Annotated in this window: 15 protein-coding genes; 6 read left to right on the top strand and 9 right to left on the bottom strand. The window is 60.1% G+C overall.

Annotated elements, in window-relative coordinates; all coding sequences use genetic code 11:
• Nucleotides 1-317: 317 nt before the first annotated feature.
• Both F6X24_RS13610 and alaS read right to left on the bottom strand, forming a co-directional pair.
• Nucleotides 318-1,196, bottom strand: coding sequence for an alpha/beta hydrolase (locus F6X24_RS13610; RefSeq protein WP_151088518.1), 879 nt, complete (start codon nt 1,194-1,196; stop codon nt 318-320).
• A 292-nt stretch (nt 1,197-1,488) separates the two neighbouring features.
• Nucleotides 1,489-4,230, bottom strand: a complete 2,742-nt coding sequence (alaS, locus tag F6X24_RS13605; RefSeq protein WP_151088517.1) for an alanine--tRNA ligase — start codon at nt 4,228-4,230, stop codon at nt 1,489-1,491.
• A gap of 149 nt (nt 4,231-4,379) precedes the next feature.
• On the opposite strand from alaS, the gene F6X24_RS13600 reads away from it, so the two are divergent.
• From F6X24_RS13600 to dprA, 3 genes are all read left to right on the top strand, one after another.
• Nucleotides 4,380-5,438 carry a glycoside hydrolase family 53 protein gene (locus F6X24_RS13600; RefSeq protein WP_151088516.1) on the top strand — a complete coding sequence of 353 codons (1,059 nt, stop codon included), beginning with the start codon at nt 4,380-4,382 and terminating at the stop codon, nt 5,436-5,438.
• Nucleotides 5,439-5,479: 41 nt separating this feature from the next.
• The gene (locus F6X24_RS13595) at nt 5,480-5,836 is read left to right on the top strand and encodes a MerR family transcriptional regulator (protein WP_151088515.1); all 357 of its coding nucleotides are present in this window, start codon (nt 5,480-5,482) and stop codon (nt 5,834-5,836) included.
• 157 nt (nt 5,837-5,993) lie between these two features.
• On the top strand, nt 5,994-7,127 hold the full coding sequence (gene dprA, locus F6X24_RS13590; RefSeq protein ID WP_151088514.1) for a DNA-processing protein DprA: 1,134 nt from the start codon (nt 5,994-5,996) through the stop codon (nt 7,125-7,127).
• A gap of 197 nt (nt 7,128-7,324) precedes the next feature.
• Here the strand turns inward: dprA and F6X24_RS13585 are convergent, their stop codons facing one another.
• The 3 genes from F6X24_RS13585 to F6X24_RS13575 form a co-directional block, all read right to left on the bottom strand.
• Entirely contained in the window at nt 7,325-7,561 is a 237-nt protein-coding gene (locus tag F6X24_RS13585; RefSeq protein WP_229725100.1) for a PID-CTERM protein-sorting domain-containing protein, read from the bottom strand.
• 86 nt (nt 7,562-7,647) lie between these two features.
• Nucleotides 7,648-10,347 carry an ice-binding family protein gene (locus F6X24_RS13580; RefSeq protein WP_191906327.1) on the bottom strand — a complete coding sequence of 900 codons (2,700 nt, stop codon included), beginning with the start codon at nt 10,345-10,347 and terminating at the stop codon, nt 7,648-7,650.
• A gap of 126 nt (nt 10,348-10,473) precedes the next feature.
• Complete coding sequence (locus F6X24_RS13575) at nt 10,474-11,022, bottom strand: helix-turn-helix domain-containing protein (protein WP_151088512.1); 549 nt, start codon at nt 11,020-11,022, stop codon at nt 10,474-10,476.
• Nucleotides 11,023-11,342: 320 nt separating this feature from the next.
• On the opposite strand from F6X24_RS13575, the gene F6X24_RS13570 reads away from it, so the two are divergent.
• Nucleotides 11,343-12,152 (top strand): aminotransferase class IV, encoded by an 810-nt coding sequence (locus tag F6X24_RS13570; RefSeq protein WP_151088511.1) that lies wholly within the window; start codon nt 11,343-11,345, stop codon nt 12,150-12,152.
• A 99-nt stretch (nt 12,153-12,251) separates the two neighbouring features.
• On the opposite strand, the gene F6X24_RS13565 is transcribed toward F6X24_RS13570, so the two are convergent.
• A complete protein-coding gene (locus F6X24_RS13565) occupies nt 12,252-12,458 on the bottom strand; it encodes a hypothetical protein (protein ID WP_151088510.1) in 207 nt (68 codons plus the stop codon).
• 144 nt (nt 12,459-12,602) lie between these two features.
• The gene (locus tag F6X24_RS13560) at nt 12,603-13,397 is read right to left on the bottom strand and encodes a thymidylate synthase (protein ID WP_151088509.1); all 795 of its coding nucleotides are present in this window, start codon (nt 13,395-13,397) and stop codon (nt 12,603-12,605) included.
• 323 nt (nt 13,398-13,720) lie between these two features.
• Between F6X24_RS13560 and F6X24_RS13555 the strand changes: the two genes are divergently transcribed.
• Entirely contained in the window at nt 13,721-14,770 is a 1,050-nt protein-coding gene (locus F6X24_RS13555) for an aldo/keto reductase (RefSeq protein WP_151088508.1), read from the top strand.
• A 21-nt stretch (nt 14,771-14,791) separates the two neighbouring features.
• On the opposite strand, the gene F6X24_RS13550 is transcribed toward F6X24_RS13555, so the two are convergent.
• Together F6X24_RS13550 and F6X24_RS13545 are read right to left on the bottom strand one after the other, a co-directional pair.
• A complete protein-coding gene (locus tag F6X24_RS13550) occupies nt 14,792-15,247 on the bottom strand; it encodes a GNAT family N-acetyltransferase (RefSeq protein WP_151088507.1) in 456 nt (151 codons plus the stop codon).
• Between the two features lie 115 nt (nt 15,248-15,362).
• Complete coding sequence (locus F6X24_RS13545; protein WP_191906326.1) at nt 15,363-15,767, bottom strand: ankyrin repeat domain-containing protein; 405 nt, start codon at nt 15,765-15,767, stop codon at nt 15,363-15,365.
• A gap of 334 nt (nt 15,768-16,101) precedes the next feature.
• Between F6X24_RS13545 and F6X24_RS13540 the strand changes: the two genes are divergently transcribed.
• Nucleotides 16,102-16,539, top strand: coding sequence for a hypothetical protein (locus F6X24_RS13540; RefSeq protein WP_151088505.1), 438 nt, complete (start codon nt 16,102-16,104; stop codon nt 16,537-16,539).
• Nucleotides 16,540-16,569: the final 30 nt, after the last annotated feature.

Below are 16,569 nucleotides of genomic sequence, written 5' to 3'. Positions count from 1 at the left end.
CGGTCTTCAGGGGATTAGGAGTTGCGAAATCCATAGGTAAGGAGCAGGGGCTCTCGTTACAACGGCACGTTCAAATTTACGATGCTCTGGCAGCAAAAAGGGGGAGTATGGCGTGTTGCACGGGTAGTGAGCTGGACATTAGCTGCCCCGGTACGCCACTCACTTGAATCGGACGGTGCGGGCGAGTTCTGAGCGCTACTATTTACGCCTGGCACAGACAGCAGGAGTCAGCAGGGCCTCGTCGGGGCGGCTTGTAAGGTTGGTGCCGGCGGCCGTGAGCCAGGTCACCAGGCTGAGCTCGTTTGGCTTCGTCGACCTCACTTTTTCAGAATGCCTATTTCCCGTAGCCAGAGCCTTACCTGACGGGGCCAGTCAGCCACGGCGGCTTCATTGGTGCTGCGCAGGCCAAAGCCGTGGCCGACCCCGGCATAAATATGCAGCTCGGCGGGCACCTGCAGCTGCTGGTACTTCAGGTAAAGCTGGGCCATGCCCTGGGCAATGTCGGGGCGGTCGTGAAAGCCCCCCGCAATAAAGACCGGCGGCGAATGGCGGGTAACCTCCAGGCGGCCACTGTTGCCGGGGTAAAGCAGCACCTGAAAAGCGGGCCGGTCGCTTTGCTGGTCCACCGGGTCGGGCGCGTGCGGGTTGGCGGGGGTAAAGCGCATAGCTGCCAGACCCGCCAGCTCGCCGCCCGCTGAAAAACCCAGCACTCCAACCCTGGCCGTGTCGAGCTGCCAGTCGGCGGCGTGGCTTTTTACCAGCCGCAACGCCCGCTGCACGTCGGCCAGCTCATCCTGGTCCACGGTGTAGGGCGAATTAGGCTCACGCGCCAGGCGGTACTTCAACACGAAGGCGGCGATGCCCTGCGAGGCGAACCACGCGGCCGGGTTGTAGCCTTCGTGGCTCATCCAGAGCTCGCTGTGGCCCCCGCCGGGGATGACGACAACAGCAATCCTGGTGTTGTTTGTCCCCGCTGGCAGGAAGGGTGTGATTGACGGCTGTTGAATATGGGTCAGAACCCGGTCGCCCTGGTCAGTCAGGCGCACTACTTCCGGCGTGGCGAGGGGCTTGGGGCCGGGGGCTCCGTGGGGCCAGAGCAGTATTTCCGGCGGGATGGCCACGCGCTTAGCAGCTGGGGTCATGGCCCCGAGTACTCCTACCAGCAACCCGGCGGGCAACCAACGGACTTGTTTCATCAGAGCTTGTGCTTTAATTTGAAATATACTGACATTTAGTTGGAGCCGTTTCGCACTCCGCGTAGCGGCCGGGGCCAGTAGCGCAGACTAAGTAAGCCCGCGAAAGCGGCTCGGCGTTGGATAGGCTAAACGACTAAACGCAGGCGCTCACGCTTCCTCGGCTTGGGTCAATGGACTGAAAGCCTATAAAAATGCCCATTAAACCTGGTTTAATGGGCATTTTTTGCTTTAAAACGGGCGGCTGTTCAGGCAAGCCGCAAGGACTTCCTGAACAGCTTCTGAGAAAACCGGGCTAGATGATTTTCGCTACTAAAGCCTCAGCCTTGGCAATGGCGGTGCCTAAGCCAGCCAGGTTTTTGCCGCCGGCGGTAGCGAAGAAAGGCTGGCCGCCGCCGCCGCCCTGAATTTCCCTGGCCAGCTCGCGCACCAGGGTGGTAGCGTTGAGCCGACCGGCTTTGGCGATGTCGTCGTCGAGCATCACGGCCAGCTGGGGCTTGCCATCGATTTCGGCCCCGAGCACCAGCACCAGGTTGGGGGTAGTCTGGCGCAGGTCGTAGGCCAGCTTCTTGAGGTCGTCGGCGCTGGTAGCCTGCACCTGGGCGGCCAGGAATTTGAGGCCGTTGAGGTCTTTAAGCTGGGCGGCGAGCTGGGTTTTCTGCTGGTTGAGGCTTTGCTGGGCGAAGCCTTCGAGCTGCTTGCGCAGAGCCGCTATTTCCTCGGTTTGCTTGTCGAGGCTGGTGAGCAGGTGCTGGGGGTTGCCCAGCGCTTCGCGTACCTGCTGAAGCAGGTCGAGCTGCTGGTCGACGTAGGCCTCGGCCGCGGCGGCCGTTACGGCCTCAATGCGGCGCACGCCGGCCCCTACCGCGCTCTCGGCGGTGATTTTAAAGTAGCCGATGCTACCCGTATTGGCGACGTGCAGGCCGCCGCAGAGCTCCACCGAGTAGTCTTTATCGAAGGTAATGACGCGCACGAAGTCGCCGTACTTCTCCCCAAACAAGGCCATGGCCCCCAGGTTTTTGGCCTCGGCAATGGGCACGTGGCGGCGCTCGACCAGCGGAATCTGCTGACGGATTCGCTCGTTCACCAGCTGCTCAATTTCGCGCAGCTGGGCATCGGTCACTTTGGTGAAGTGCGAGAAATCGAAGCGCAGCAGCTTGTCATTTACCAACGAGCCTTTCTGCTGCACGTGCGCGCCCAGCACCTGGCGTAGCGCCGCTTGCAGCAGGTGAGTAGCCGTGTGGTTGTTGCGGATGAGCGTGCGCCGCGCCGCGTCGGGCCGGGCGATAAACTCGGCGCTCAGCTCCTGCGGCAGCTCCAGAGTGGTATGGATGAGCAGGTCGTTTTCCTTTTTGGTGTCGATGACGCGCACCTTTTCCAGGTCACTTTCCAGGTAGCCGGTATCGCCAATCTGGCCCCCGCTCTCAGCGTAGAAGGGCGTCTGGTCGAACACCAGCTGGTACTCGGTTTTGCCCTTTTTGTCAATCCTGCGGTAGCGCAGCAGGCGGGCGGTGGCCTCGTCCTGGTCGTAACCCACGAATACGTTGGGCGTGTCGGTGTCGCGTACCGTTACCCAGTCGCTCTGCTCGGTTTCCTGGGCGTTGCGCGAGCCGGCTTTCTGCTTTTCTAGAAAGAAATTAAACTGCTCTTCCCAATTTTCCGCGAGCATAGCCCGATTAGAATCTTCTCTAATTATTAACTGAGTCAAATCTTTGGGGAAGCCATATCTATCGGAGAGAGTAAACACTTTCTCACCATCTATAATAATCCGTACTCCTTCAGGGTCTTGACCATTATTTAGGGCCGTTTTCCTTGCAGGCTCATAATAAGTAGAAATCCAGTGTTCTATGATATTCAGTCCTGATTCCAGCGTTTTCAGAAAGGCAATCTCCTCTTCCTCAATTACCCGCGTCACGAACGCCTGCTGGGCTTTTAGCTCGGGGAAGATGCCGGCCATCTGGTCGGCCAGCACCGGCACGAGCTTGTAGAGGAAGGGCTGCTTCTGATTCAGCGACGAAAACGCGTAGCGCACGGCCCGGCGCAGAATGCGCCGAATCACGTAGCCGGCCTTCACGTTAGAGGGCAATTGGCCATCGGCAATGGTGAAGGCAATGGCCCGGATGTGGTCGGCCAGCACCCGGATGGCGATGTCGGTTTTCTCATTTTCGGTGGCCGGCAGGTCGGTTACCGTGGCCGGCGAGGTGCCGTGGTACTCCACGCCGGCCTCCTGGGCGATGAATCGGATAAGCGGCTGAAAGACATCGGTATCGTAGTTCGATTTCACGCCCGACACGGCCATCATCAGGCGCTCGAAGCCCATACCGGTGTCCACACTCTGGGCGGGCAGCTTGCTGAGCGACTTGTCGGCCAGGCGCTGAAACTCCATGAACACGTTATTCCAGATTTCGACTACCTGCGGGTGGTCGGCGTTGACCAGTTCGCGGCCGGGCTTGGCGGCGCGCTCCTCGTCCGAGCGCAGGTCGATGTGAATTTCAGTGCACGGGCCGCAGGGGCCGGTATCGCCCATCTCCCAGAAATTGTCCTTTTTATTGCCCGGCAGAATGCGGTCGTCGGTGGTGTACTGCCGCCACAGGGTCTGCGTTTCGGTATCCGGGCCGGTATTATCGCCGGCGTCGCCCTCAAAATACGTCACGTAGAGCCGGTCCTTTTCCAGCTTATATACCTCCGTGAGCAGCTCCCAGGCCCAGTTGATGGCGTCCTTCTTGAAGTAGTCGCCAAAGCTCCAGTTGCCCAGCATCTCAAACATGGTGTGGTGGTAGGTATCGTAGCCTACCTCCTCCAAATCGTTGTGCTTGCCGCTCACACGCAGGCACTTCTGGGTATCGGCAATGCGCTTGTAGGGCGCGGGCTTATTACCCAGGAAATAATCCTTGAACGGGGCCATGCCGCTGTTGATAAACAGCAGCGTGGGGTCATCTTTTACCACGAGCGGGGCCGAGGACACGATGTGGTGCCCCTTGCTGGCAAAAAAATCAAGAAACTGCTGACGGACGTGCGAAGCGGTGGGGAGCGACATAACTTTAAAAAAAACGGCCCACATTTGCGGGGCCGGCGGCGCTGCAAAGGTAGCTTTCTAAAACAGTAGCGCGAAACGGCTGGTTCAGGCTGGTTAAGCCGGGGCTTTATATAGGTTTTATTTAATATTTTACTTTCTGCCTTTCGGCCATGCGTATGCTGCCCAATCGCTTCTCTACTTTATGCCTGCTGACTGGCCTGGCAGGCGCGGCGCTGGCGCAGCCAGCGCACGCGCAGGCTGCTAAGCAGTCCCGAGCCAGCACGGCCCGGCCGCACCTGGGGAAAGTGCTGGGGGCCGATATTTCCTTTCTGCCCCAGCTGGAGGCCCGGGGAATGAAGTTTTCGGATAAAGGGGTGGAAAAAGATGCCATCCAGATTCTGAAAGACCACCATATCAACTACATTCGGCTGCGGATTTTCAATAATCCGGCGGCCGACAGCGGCTATTCACCGCACAAGGGCTTTTGCGACCTGCCGCACACCCTGGCCATGGCCAAGCGCGTGAAGCAGGCCGGGCTGAAGCTGCTGCTCGACTTCCACTACAGCTATACCTGGGCCGACCCGCAGAAGCAGTTTAAGCCCCTGGCCTGGCGCGAGCTGCACGGCCCGGCCCTGGCGCAGGCGGTGCACGACTATACCAAAGAAGTGCTGCTGGCCCTGCAAGCCCAGGGCACGCTGCCCGACATGGTGCAGGTGGGCAACGAAATCAACCACGGCATGCTCTGGCCCGATGCCCAGGTGCAGCTTTCCGATAGCCTGGCGCGCTACGACACCCTGGCCCGGCTGGCCCAGGCCGGGGCCAGCGCCGTGCGCGAAGTAAACCCAAAAACGCTGGTGATGCTGCACATCGCGCTCGGCGGCCAGGCGGCCCTTTCCAATGCCTGGCTCGACCGCATGCAGGCGCACAAGGTTGATTTTGACGTCATTGGTGAGTCGTATTACCCCAAATGGCACGGCACCATCCCCGACCTCACCGCCAACCTCAACCAACTGGCCCGGCGCTATCCGCAAGACATAGTGGTAGTTGAATATTCTGAGCGCAAGCGCGAAGTCAACGCCGCCGTATTTTCGGTGCCGGGCGGTCGGGGCAAGGGCAGCTTTATCTGGGAGCCGCTCAACACCTGGGAGGCCGTGTTTGACAAGCAGGGCAAGGCCAACGACTTGCTGCCGCTTTATGACGAGATTAGCCAGCAGTACCAGATACATTAATTTCGCCGGGCGGCCCCTTTAGCTGCCCCTCCCCGACTCCCATGCCCTACAAAGAGCGCGACATTACCAAGCAATATTTCACCATCGGCGAGGTAGCCGAGCAGTTTGGCGTGGCTACCTCGCTCATTCGCTTCTGGGAAACCGAGTTTGAGGAGCTGAACCCGCGCAAAAGCAAGAAGGGCAACCGCCTCTTCACCCAGGCCGACGTGGATACGTTTCGCACTATTTACCATTTGGTAAAGGAGCGCGGCTACACCATTGCCGGCGCCCGCGAGATGCTGAAGCAGAAAGGCGGCCAGCTCAAGGATAAGATTGACGTGATTCAGTCATTGGAAAAAGTGCGCGGCTTTCTGGTGAGCCTCAAAAAGGAGATTGACGCGGCGCAGAAGGCGGAATAGCCTCTATTTAAATCCATTAATTCACTATCGCAAACGTCATACTGAGCTTGTCGAAGCATCTCATCCGTGCCGCTAGGGATATAAACTTCAACGGCGTGGGCAAGATGCTTCGGCAAGCTCAGCCTGAGGTTCGACTATTCTTCGGATAGGTATCCCGATGCTCCACACGACCGACGACCTCTACCACGAGCTGGCCCTGACGCTGCTGCCCGGCATTGGCCCGCAGCTGACGCGGCAGCTGATGAGCTACGGCTCGTCGGCCAAAAACGTGCTGCACCTGCCGCCCGGCAAGCTGCGCCGCATTCCCGGCGTGGGCGACGCCACGGTTAAAATCCTGACCGGGCCCGAGCGCGGCAAAGCGCTCACGCAAGCCGAAAGCAGCCTGCGCAAAGCGGAAAAAGAAGGCGTAGACATCCTGTTTTACACGAGCAGGAAATTCCCGGCCCGCCTCAAGCTTATTCCCGATGCGCCCGTGCTGCTGTACTACCAGGGCACCGCCGACCTGAACGCGCCCAAAACGCTGGCGCTGGTGGGCACCCGCCAGGCTACGGAGTACGGCCGCGAGCAAACCGAGCGCATTATCAAGGGCGTGCTGCCGCACGAGCCGCTGATTGTCAGCGGCCTGGCTTATGGCATCGACATCATGGCGCACCGCGCTGCCTTGCAGGAGGGCCTGGCCACGGTGGGCGTAATGGCGACTGGCCTGGATATTATTTACCCGGCTGCTCACCGCAAAACGGCCGAGAAGATGCGCGAGCAGGGCGGGTTACTCACCGAGTTTGCCTTCGGCACGCAGCCCGACCGCTACAACTTTCCGCAGCGCAACCGCATCATCGCCGGCTTGGCCGATGGCACGGTGGTGGTGGAGGCAGCCGCCAAGGGCGGGGCGCTCATCACCGCCGAGCTGGCCCTGGGCTACGACCGCGACGTGCTGGCCGTGCCCGGCAACCTGGGCTCGGCCGCTTCGGCCGGCTGCAATGCCCTCATTAAAAGCCACAAGGCGGCGCTCTACGCCGAACCGCTCGACCTGGAGCAGCTCCTCAACTGGGACGCCGCCCTGTACCAGACGGGCAAGTTCAAGCCGGCTCCCTCCTACTCAGCCGCTGACTTTACGGACGAGGAATTTGCCCTGATTACGGTGCTGGCTGCCGCGGCCGGCCGCGAAGAGCAGATGGATACCCTGGCCTGGAAAGCCCAGCAGCCCATTCATGCTGTGGCCTCGCGGCTGCTGGCGCTGGAGTTTCGGGGCGTGGTGCGGGCGCTGCCGGGCAAGAAGTTTGCGCTGGCGTAGCGTCTAGCCGAGAAATAACCCGAACCTCATGCTGAGCCCCGCGCAACAAGAAGCCCTTGTTAGGAAGGCAGTATTTTTCGGGCAGCCTCTCAAGAAGGTCAGCCTCTCCCGCGGAATAATAACGTGCGAAAGCCGGCTCTTCCAGTGAGGATGAGCCGGCTTTCGGTTGCTAAAGCTGGGGCACGGGCACCAGTCAGCTAGCTGGGACGACGGCGCTCACGGAGTTTTTTTAGGCCAAAGGCAACCCCGCTTGCCAGCAGCAAGGAGGCTCCTCCATCGAGGGGCACGGCCGTAGGGTCGGGCTGGGGGGCTGGCGGGCCGCCGGTAGAGCCGCCGTTGCCGGGGGCTTGAGCGTAGCTGGCCAGGGCGCTGGCCAGCAGCAGCCCCAGCAGCAGCGCCGGGCGGCGCAACGACATTACTAAAGAGCTATACATTAGTTAACAAAGCATATAAAGTAAGAAATGATTTTTGATGGCAGGGACGGACCCCGGCGGGCCGCTTTCCGCTCCTGCGCGCTGGCCTAGCGCACGCTCAGGCGCTGAGCAGGCAGATTACCTACCAGCTGGCCCTGGGCGTTTTGCGCACGCAGGCGAACCAGATACACGCCGCCAGCGAGCCCCGTAGTGGGCAAGCTGGTGTGCGCCGCGCCCTGAGCTGCGGGCACCGCGTAGTGAGCCAGCTCCTGCCCCACCGCATTGACCAGCGTGGCGTCAACACTGCGCACATCAGCCGGCAGGCCGGTTACGGCCAGCGCTATCTCCCCGGCCTCCGCTGGGTTAGGGTAAAGCGTGGCCAGCGGTTGACTGAGCATGGTGGCGGGGGCAGTAGCCAGAGCCGAGGCCGTGCCAAATACGAGCGAGAAGCGGCCCGTGCCCGGGGCATTGGCTGCTACTTCGAAGCTGTAGCTGGGCGTGGCAGCCAGGTTGGTGAGCGTGCCCGTGAGGGCGTCGCGCAGCTGCACGCTGGTGCCGCCCGCCATGGCAGCAAAGTTGACCAGGGAGGTAGCGGTCAGGGTGTAGCTACCAGCCGGCACGCTCAGCCACACTGGCACCACATCGCTGGCCGAAGCACTGGCCAGGGGCGAGCGGCCGCTAATGCTGAGGCCCAGCCCGGGTGTGCCGGCGGCCACTTGGGCAGCCGTGCCGAGGTAGTAGCCGCTGGGGTTGGCCAGCTTATAGGCATCGAATTTACCATCGTAGCCCGCCGTGGCGCCCTGCTCGTAGTAAACGAAGGCTTCATCCTGGGCCGTGGCAATAGTAGCAGGCTTGCTGCCCAGCCCTAAGCTCAGGCGCAGCAGGGGGCGGGTTTCGGAGGCCGTACGCTGAAACGCAGGGGTGGTAGCGAAGGTGGCAACCCGGTTGGCGTTCGTGAGGGCGATGCTGCCGGTGACGCCGGCCGTGCTGGCGCGGACAAAGAAGCCCTGGCCCGTAGCAATGAGGCCATTACCGGCCCCTACATTATTCGTAAAAGAAGTGTAGCGCCCCTTATAAGCCTCCGTGCTCTGAAACACATACACCGCCGGGTCGACGCCCGTGAGCTGGCTGTTGCTGACGGTGTTCCAGTCGAGTGGCGCAGGGTATGGGTTGCCCAGCAGCTGCCAGCCGGCATCGGCCTGGCTACCGCGCTGCAGTCCGCCAATTGTGAGGTTGCCATTATTGAGCGGGCCGGTAAACTGCACCTTCTCGGTATTGCCAAGCTGCACGGTATAGCCCTGGCCCACAACGAGCGGGTCGGAGAGGTCCGGAGCCGTCGGTGAAACGTAGCCTTTGTCGAAAGCCGACAGGTTAGTGCCTTTCGTCGCGTCGGCCAGGCGGCTTTGGTCGTAGCCATACACCGTGGGGTAAGGCGTCACGCTGGTCGAAGTGACGGCCGTGTTATAGCTCGGATTGACAACCGGGGTGAAGCTGCCGCCAGACGGCCGGGTATTCAGGCTAGCCACCGTGGCGTTGCTTATCGGGGAGCTGTAGTGGCGGTAGCCGCTGGTGCCGATGTTGCCGCTGGCATCAATGTAGCGCTGCACCGTCGCGTTGCCGTTTACCACATTACCAGTGCTCTGCACTACCAGAGCCGTGCCCAGCACATCGGAAAGCAGTGTCAGCGACTGCCCGTTGGTGCTGAGGCTGCCGCTGGTCAGGGCCAGGATGCCGTGCACGCTAATGGCGTTGGTCTGGCTGGCGCCGGCACTGTTGGCTACGGTCAGGCCCCAGAACTGGGTGCTGCCGCTGCCGCCGATGCCCTGCGCCGTGGTGCCGGTCAGCGTCACGGTACCGCCCGTGGCGCTGATGGTACCGCTGTTGTCGATGGTATTCTTCACGTCGAGCGTGCCGCCGGCCTGCGTGAGGCTGGCAGTAAGGCCGATAGTGAGGCTTTTGGCCGCCGCGCTGCCGTTGGCAATAACCGGATAAGGCGTGGTGCCGGTGGGCACAACCGCTGCAAGTGTGCTGGTAGGTACGCCGTTCGACCAGTTGGCGGCCGTGTACCAGTCGGTACTCACGCCACCCTGCGCCGTACCCAGCCACGAGGTGGTGCTAACGACCGGCAGGCTGAAGGTGCTGACAGCGGTCGGCGTTGAAGAAGGCAAAATGGCTCCGGAGCGCGAAAGTCCCCGGCCTATGAGCGTAGTGCCGGCATCCATGCTAATGGCGCCATCCACGAGCAAAGTACCCTGCATCGTCGAGTTTTGCCCGAGGTTGACGGCCCCGCCCGATATCTGCCAGTATACATTGTCGGCGGTGGCGCCCCCGGCCAGCACTACCTGCGAGTTGGCGGCCGTAGTCAGGGCTCCGCCGATTACGCGCAGGTAAAATTTCGCGTTCGAGACGCCGCCCGCGTCCAGAATCAGCGTGCCGGCCAGCGTGGTAGCCCCGCTCACGCAGTACGAGCCCGGCGTCAGCGTTACGGCCGGCGTGCCACCGTAGATGGCCAGCGGCGTAGCGCACGGAATATGGGCCGAAAAGTAGCCGTAGGCAGTTTGCACGTCGGTGGCCGCCTGCGTGGAATAGGTATCGGCTACGTGAATATTGCCGTTGACCGTGCCCGGAGGAAACCCGCTGAAGGCACCCGCATTGGTGCCAATATCCCCATTGATGATGGTAGGGCCAGCGTTTTTGACTTCGCCCACTGCCGTAAACAGCGAGAAGCTGGCGGCCACGCCCAGCGGCGGCGGAGCCTGCGCCCAGCTAGCCTGGGGAACATGCAACAGCACTACTGCCGTTGACATAAAGAGTAAAAAAATTCTCATGAGCTAGGAGTTGTTAGCAGGATAAATACTACGCTGCAAATCTCCTTCCTCCTTTCCCCGACTATTTTACGCTATTGTCAAAAAAATTTGCATTATTCCTACTCACTACAAGTGCCGCCTCTTATGCTTCATCTGTTTGAAAAAAGAGGGCGTCAAACCGGTCGTTTTCTTGAATTGCCCCGATAAATGGGCTACGCTGCAGTAGTTCAGCTTATGAGCAATTTCCGTTAGGTTCAGCTCGTCGTATAGCAGCAGCTCTTTCACACGCTCGATTTTATGGGTGATGATGGACTGCTCAATCGTGACGCCGGTAGCCTCCGAAAACAGGTTGGCCAGGTAGGTATAGTCGCGCTTAAGCTGCTGGCTGATATATTCCGAATTTTTCATATTAGGCAGAGAATCAGCCTGAAGCACCATCTTCATGATAACTGCCTTTACCTGCTCAATTATTTTACCCTGATGGTGGTCCAGTAATTCTACCCCGAGCTGGGTCAACTCTTGCTTCAACTGCTCCTGCTGCTGAGGCGTGATGCTCTCTTTAAATACCACTTCTCCCAAATCGACGGTACCGTAATGCAGCCCAAGCTTATCAAGCTTATCCTGCACAGCCGCTTTGCACCGAACGCTCACCATATATTTTATATACAATTTCATTATTTTTATTGAAAAAGTGCTATTTATTACCAGGTCGCCGGCCACGCTTTTTAGCTAGGGAAGCCAAGTACGCCAACCCTACTGGTGCAGACGCCTGGTTGGCTGCTGCTCCTACCTTCCCCACCGCGCCAGCCTAAGAGCGCGCTAGTATCATGCCACTTAAAACTAAAAGCTTATTTGCTGCTTAACGCCAGAACAGCAAAAATAGCTAGCGCGGCAGCTGAACCGTAGCCGTAAGGCAGCCGCGCCGCACTGCGGCAGGCTCCCTGCCTTGCTGTGCGTGGCCCGCCCGATTGAATTGGCTGTGGTAGTTTAGGCTAATGATGCTTTATAACGGCGAGCTCGTAGACCCCCTGAAATTCCGGCTCTCCCTGCCCAACCGGGGGCTGGCTTTTGGCGATGGCTTTTTTGAAACCCTGGTTTTCGACGGCGGCCTGCGCTACGCCACCGGCCACCTTGCCCGCATGCAGCAGGCAGCAGCCGCTCTGTACCTAACGCTGCCCGCCGCCCTGGCAACACCCCACGCGCTCGAAACTACTTTGGCGCAGCTACTGGTCGCCAACCTGCTGCCTGCCGCGCGTCTGCGCCTTCAGCTGTGGCGGGCGGGCGGCGGCCGCTACACCCCGCCTACCGATTCTGCCGACTGGCTGGCCACCGCCGAGCCCTTTGTCAGCGACAACTCGCCGCTGCAACGGGTCGACTTTGCGCAGCAAACCCATGCGATGCTTTCGCCACTCAGCTTTTGCAAAGGGCCGCAGGCGTGGCTCTACGTGCGGGCCGCTCACGAGCGCCGGCAGCGCGGGCTCGACGAGATTATCCTCTGCCACGCGGCCGGCCACGTGGCCGAAGCTGGGGCGGCGGCCATCTTTTGGGTAAGGGATGAGGTGTTGTTTACGCCTGCTCTGGCCAGCGGCTGCGTAGCCGGGGTGCGCCGGGCGGCCGTGCTGCAAGCAGCGTTAACACTGGGCATACGCTGCCAGCAAGGCTTGTTCGGCCCCGCCGACCTACTCGCCGCCGACGCGGCATTTACGGCTAATGTCGCCGCCGTGCGGGTTATCCATACTATTCAAAACAAACAATATTTAGCCAACAATCGCTTGATAACCAGCCTGTTTACTGCCTTAGCTTAAATACCAGGCAGTAGCCCGGACTTTGTAGTCCGCCCTACACTCATTCGTGAAATACTATATTTTTAACTATCGGCTATACGACCTGTTAGCTAGTGGTTTTTATTCGGGGCGGGGCAGCGGCCGGGCGCGGTCGGCGTGGTGGGCCTGCAGCTCTTCCCAGCCGGCACGATGCAGTTGCAGGTCAGCCTCAGTGAGGCTGTGGGCCGCCAGAATAGCTGGCCGGGAAGCTTGCCCCAGCTGCAGGGCATAGAGCACTATATACGCGCGGTCTTCTACAGATAGGTTCGCGCTGATAAGGGTAGACATACTACTAGCGTAATTGCAGAATAAGAAGGTGCGATAACAGAAAGCTGCTAGCCAAATTTAGCTTATTACCCCGACAATACAACCCCAACTCGCCCAACGGCGGCAGCAGGGCGAACCGCCCGGTGTGCTTACCGAACCGCCGCCCTACACGGCCACCGGCGCTTTTATGGCGGGCCAGGGGTCGTAGCTTTCCAGCTGAAAGTCTTCATAGCGAAAAGAGAATATATCGGTCACGTCCGGATTTATGCGCATCTGAGGCAACGGGCGCGGCTCGCGGGCTAGCTGCTGGCGGGCCTGGTCGAGGTGGTTGCTGTAGAGATGGGTATCGCCGCCGGTCCAGATAAACTCGCCGGGCTGCAGGCCCGTCACCTGCGCCACCATCAGCGTGAGCAGCGCGTAGCTGGCAATATTGAACGGCACGCCCAGAAATACGTCGGCCGAGCGCTGGTAGAGCTGGCACGAGAGCCGGCCCTCCGCTACGTAAAACTGAAACAGGGCGTGGCAGGCCGGCAATTGCATTTTGGGCAGGTCGGCCACGTTCCAGGCGCTCACCACCATGCGCCGCGAGTCGGGCTGGGTTTTCAGCTGCTCAATAAGCTGGCTAATCTGGTCGATGTGGCCGCCGTGGCCGTCGGGCCAGCTGCGCCACTGGTAGCCGTACACGGGCCCGAGGTTACCGCTGGCATCGGCCCACTCGTCCCAGATGGTTACGCCGTGCTCTTTCAGATAGGCAATGTTGGTATCGCCCCGTAAAAACCACAGCAGCTCGTGGATAATGCTCTTCAGATGCACCTTTTTGGTCGTGACCAGCGGAAAGCCCGCGGCCAGGTTAAAGCGCATCTGCGGGCCAAAGATGGAGAGCGTGCCCGTGCCCGTCCGGTCAGTTTTGAGCGTGCCGTGGTCGAGAATCTCGCGGAGAAGAGCGTGGTACTGGCGCATAAAAGTAGTTTTACCAGGCTCTGAGCTTGCTAAAACAATACAAAACTAGGAGTAGCGGGGCAACCATCTCCGGTGGTCGAACTCCTGCGCCTGGTCAAGTGCTGGCTCAGGGCTAAAACGGCCGGCCGGCGGCGTAAAAAAAGCCTCATTCCGGCTGGTGACTTCGAGCTTAAGCCATTCGGTCAAAACAGCGCCTGCCGCCGGGTCCGCGCTGTAAAAGCTACCATTTGTATAGCAGCGGCCGGGCTACCCTCCCGGACCTTTATGCGGCAGCTACGTAAGACGCTAGCTGCGCAGTCGGCGCCACCCTACCCAGTCAGTTTATGAATCTTACCTCCTTTCGCACCCTGGGCCGCTCCGGCCTGGTGGTGAGCCCGCTGGCCCTGGGCACCATGACTTTCGGCACCCCGCGCTGGGGCTCGTCCGACGAGGTGTCCGAGGCCGTTTTCAACGCCTACGTCGATGCAGGGGGCAATTTTATCGATACTGCCGACGTGTATGCCGGGGGCCGCAGCGAGGAGCTGACGGGCAGCTACCTGCATGCCCGGGGCCTGCGCGATAAGCTGGTGCTGGCGACCAAGTTTGGCTTTAATCCTCAGCCCGGCAACCCCAACGCGGGCGGCAACGGGCGCAAGAACATTCACCGGGCCCTCGAAGGCTCGCTGCGCCGGCTGAAAACCGATTATCTTGACCTCTACTGGCTGCACGCCTGGGATGCGGTGACGCCTGCCGAGGAAATGCTCCAGACCCTGGGCGACCTGGTGCGGGCCGGCAAAATTCGCTACTTTGGCCTCTCCAACGTACCGGCCTGGTACGTGGCCAAGGTCGCTACGCTGGCTCAGGCGCACGGCGTACCCGGCCCCGTGGCCTTGCAGCTGGAATATTCGCTGGTAGCCCGCCGCATCGAGAGCGAATACGTGCCCGCCGCCCGCGACCTGGGTCTGGGCCTCACACCGTGGAGCCCGCTGGCGGCCGGCTTTCTGGCGGGCAAGTACGAGCGCGCAGCCACGCCCAATACGGCCAGCGGCGAGGGCCGCCTCAGCGGCCCCAACCCCTTCGGCAACATGAAATTCACGGACCACAACTGGCGCGTGCTCGACGCCCTGCGGCCAGTAGCGGCCGAGCTGGACCGCCCGCTGGCCCAGGTAGCCCTGGCCTGGGCCTCGGCCCAGCCCGGTATCAGCTCGCTTATCCTGGGCGCCAGCCGGGTCGGGCAGCTGCTGGATAACCTGGCCTCGCTGGAAGTACAGCTTAGCCCCGCGCAGCTCCGGACGCTGGACGAGGCCAGCCTCACCGACCCGTTTTACGACCGCATGTGGACCCTGATAAAGCGACCCGTATTTGGCGGCACCGAGGTACAGGGCTGGCACTAGGCCCGGCTTGCCGCGCTTTGATTAGGCTGGCACCGCCTTGCGCATGCACACGCTGTTCTCGACGCCTACGTACTGGCCGTAGTTGGGCGTGAGCGCGTAGCCGCATTTTTGGTAAAGGCGAATAGCTTCAGGTTGCTTTTTACCAGTTTCGAGCACGCAGGCGGCATAGCCCAGCGCCCGGGTCCAGCGCTCCAGCTCGGTTAGTACGGCCCGCGCCACCCCCTGCCCCCGGTGCGCGGGCTGCACAAACATGCGCTTTACCTCCATGGCTTCCTCGTCGAAGACCTTGATGGCCCCGCAGCCCACGGGCTCATTGTCCAGGTACGCCACCACCGCGTGCTTAATCAGGTCAATCTTGTTGAACTGCGCGTAAAACGCGTGGTCGGCCCCGTCGCGCACCCGCAAGTCGTGGTCGAGCAGCCGCACCAGCGCTTGAAAGTCGGGGTCATCGGAAGTAACGCGGGTGAGGCGGAGCATCAGGCAGTCGGACTAAGTCGGGCACAAACATAGCCTGGAGCGGCATTTTCCGACCTGAAAAAGCCGCCCCAGCGAGGCGGCTTTTGAATTTTAAGGCCCGGTTTCCCGGCTGTGGCTACTTCAGCTTTTCCAGCACCGCCACTACTTCGGGGTGGCTGTTCTCTTTGGCCAGGGCCAGGGCATCCTTGCCGTCGTCATCTTTGGCTTTGGCATCAGCCCCGCTGGCCAGCAGCAGCTCCACCATTGCCTTGTTGCCTTTGCCGGCCGCCGCCATCAGGGCCGTAGCCTTGAAGCCATCGGGCTGGTTTACCTGGGCTTTGTACTTGAGCAGCAGCTTTACCAGGTCGAGGCTGCCGCTAGTGGCGGCCGTTACGAGGTAGGTCGTGGGGAAGCCCGGCACTATCTCCACGGCAGCATTGGGGTTGGCGCCGGCTGTGAGCAGAGTTTCGGCGGCCGCCAGGTTGTTTTTCATCACCGCCGTGGTCAGGTCCTTGCTCGGTGCCTGGGCATAAGCGGTCAACGTGCAACAGAAGAGAGTGGCAATGAATAGTATAGTTCTTTTCATTTTATAAGAATAAGTCAATTCGGGGGCTAAGTTAAGGATAAAGGAAAGCTAGGCACACCTGCTTCCGTCTAAACAATGAGTTGAGAAGAATATATCTCCTTACCTTGTCAGCTATCCATAACTCCCAGCCGCAACACTAAAATATGAGCCGCCAAAGCTATACGTATTGCTATTCATAAGCTATGGACTCACGCTTAGTTGCTTACTCGCCCACTATACCAGTGGGCTGCTGTTTTTCGGTGTCTGCGCAGCAACCTGGACGTATTGTCTGTTTAGGCCTACCAGCCGATTGGCCATATTTTATGGAATCCGCTCCGGCCCATCCATAACCCCAAGCTTTGAGCAGGTATTCAATAGTTTAGGTGATTTTACCTATACCGATACCGGTTTTGAGTTACCTACTACTACTGGTCGTCGCTCGGTGAGCTGGACGGATATCCAAGCTATGTTTGGCTACAAGCGCGACCTTTATACCACTGATTTAGTATGCCTGGATATCTTTTGCGACAATGGGCAGGGCATTCGCTTACACGAAGAAATCCCCGGCTGGTTCCAGTTCATACGTAAGCTGCCGGAGCATTTCCCATCCATAAAACCCGGTTGGGAGATTGAGCTTACGTTCCCGGCTTTTGAAACCAACTTCACGCTCCTTTATGAAAGAAATGGACTTAGCCTGCCACAAGCTGCCGCCATTCATTACCAACCTGAATCGACCATTACCAAGTAGCAAAAGCCACTCTTCCAGGTGGCTTTTATC

The sequence above is a fragment of the Hymenobacter baengnokdamensis genome (genome assembly GCF_008728635.1).
Taxonomy (GTDB): Bacteria; Bacteroidota; Bacteroidia; order Cytophagales; family Hymenobacteraceae; genus Hymenobacter; species Hymenobacter baengnokdamensis.
The sequence above is the reverse complement of the archived record's forward strand: the minus strand, read 5'-3'. Positions and strand labels throughout refer to the sequence as shown.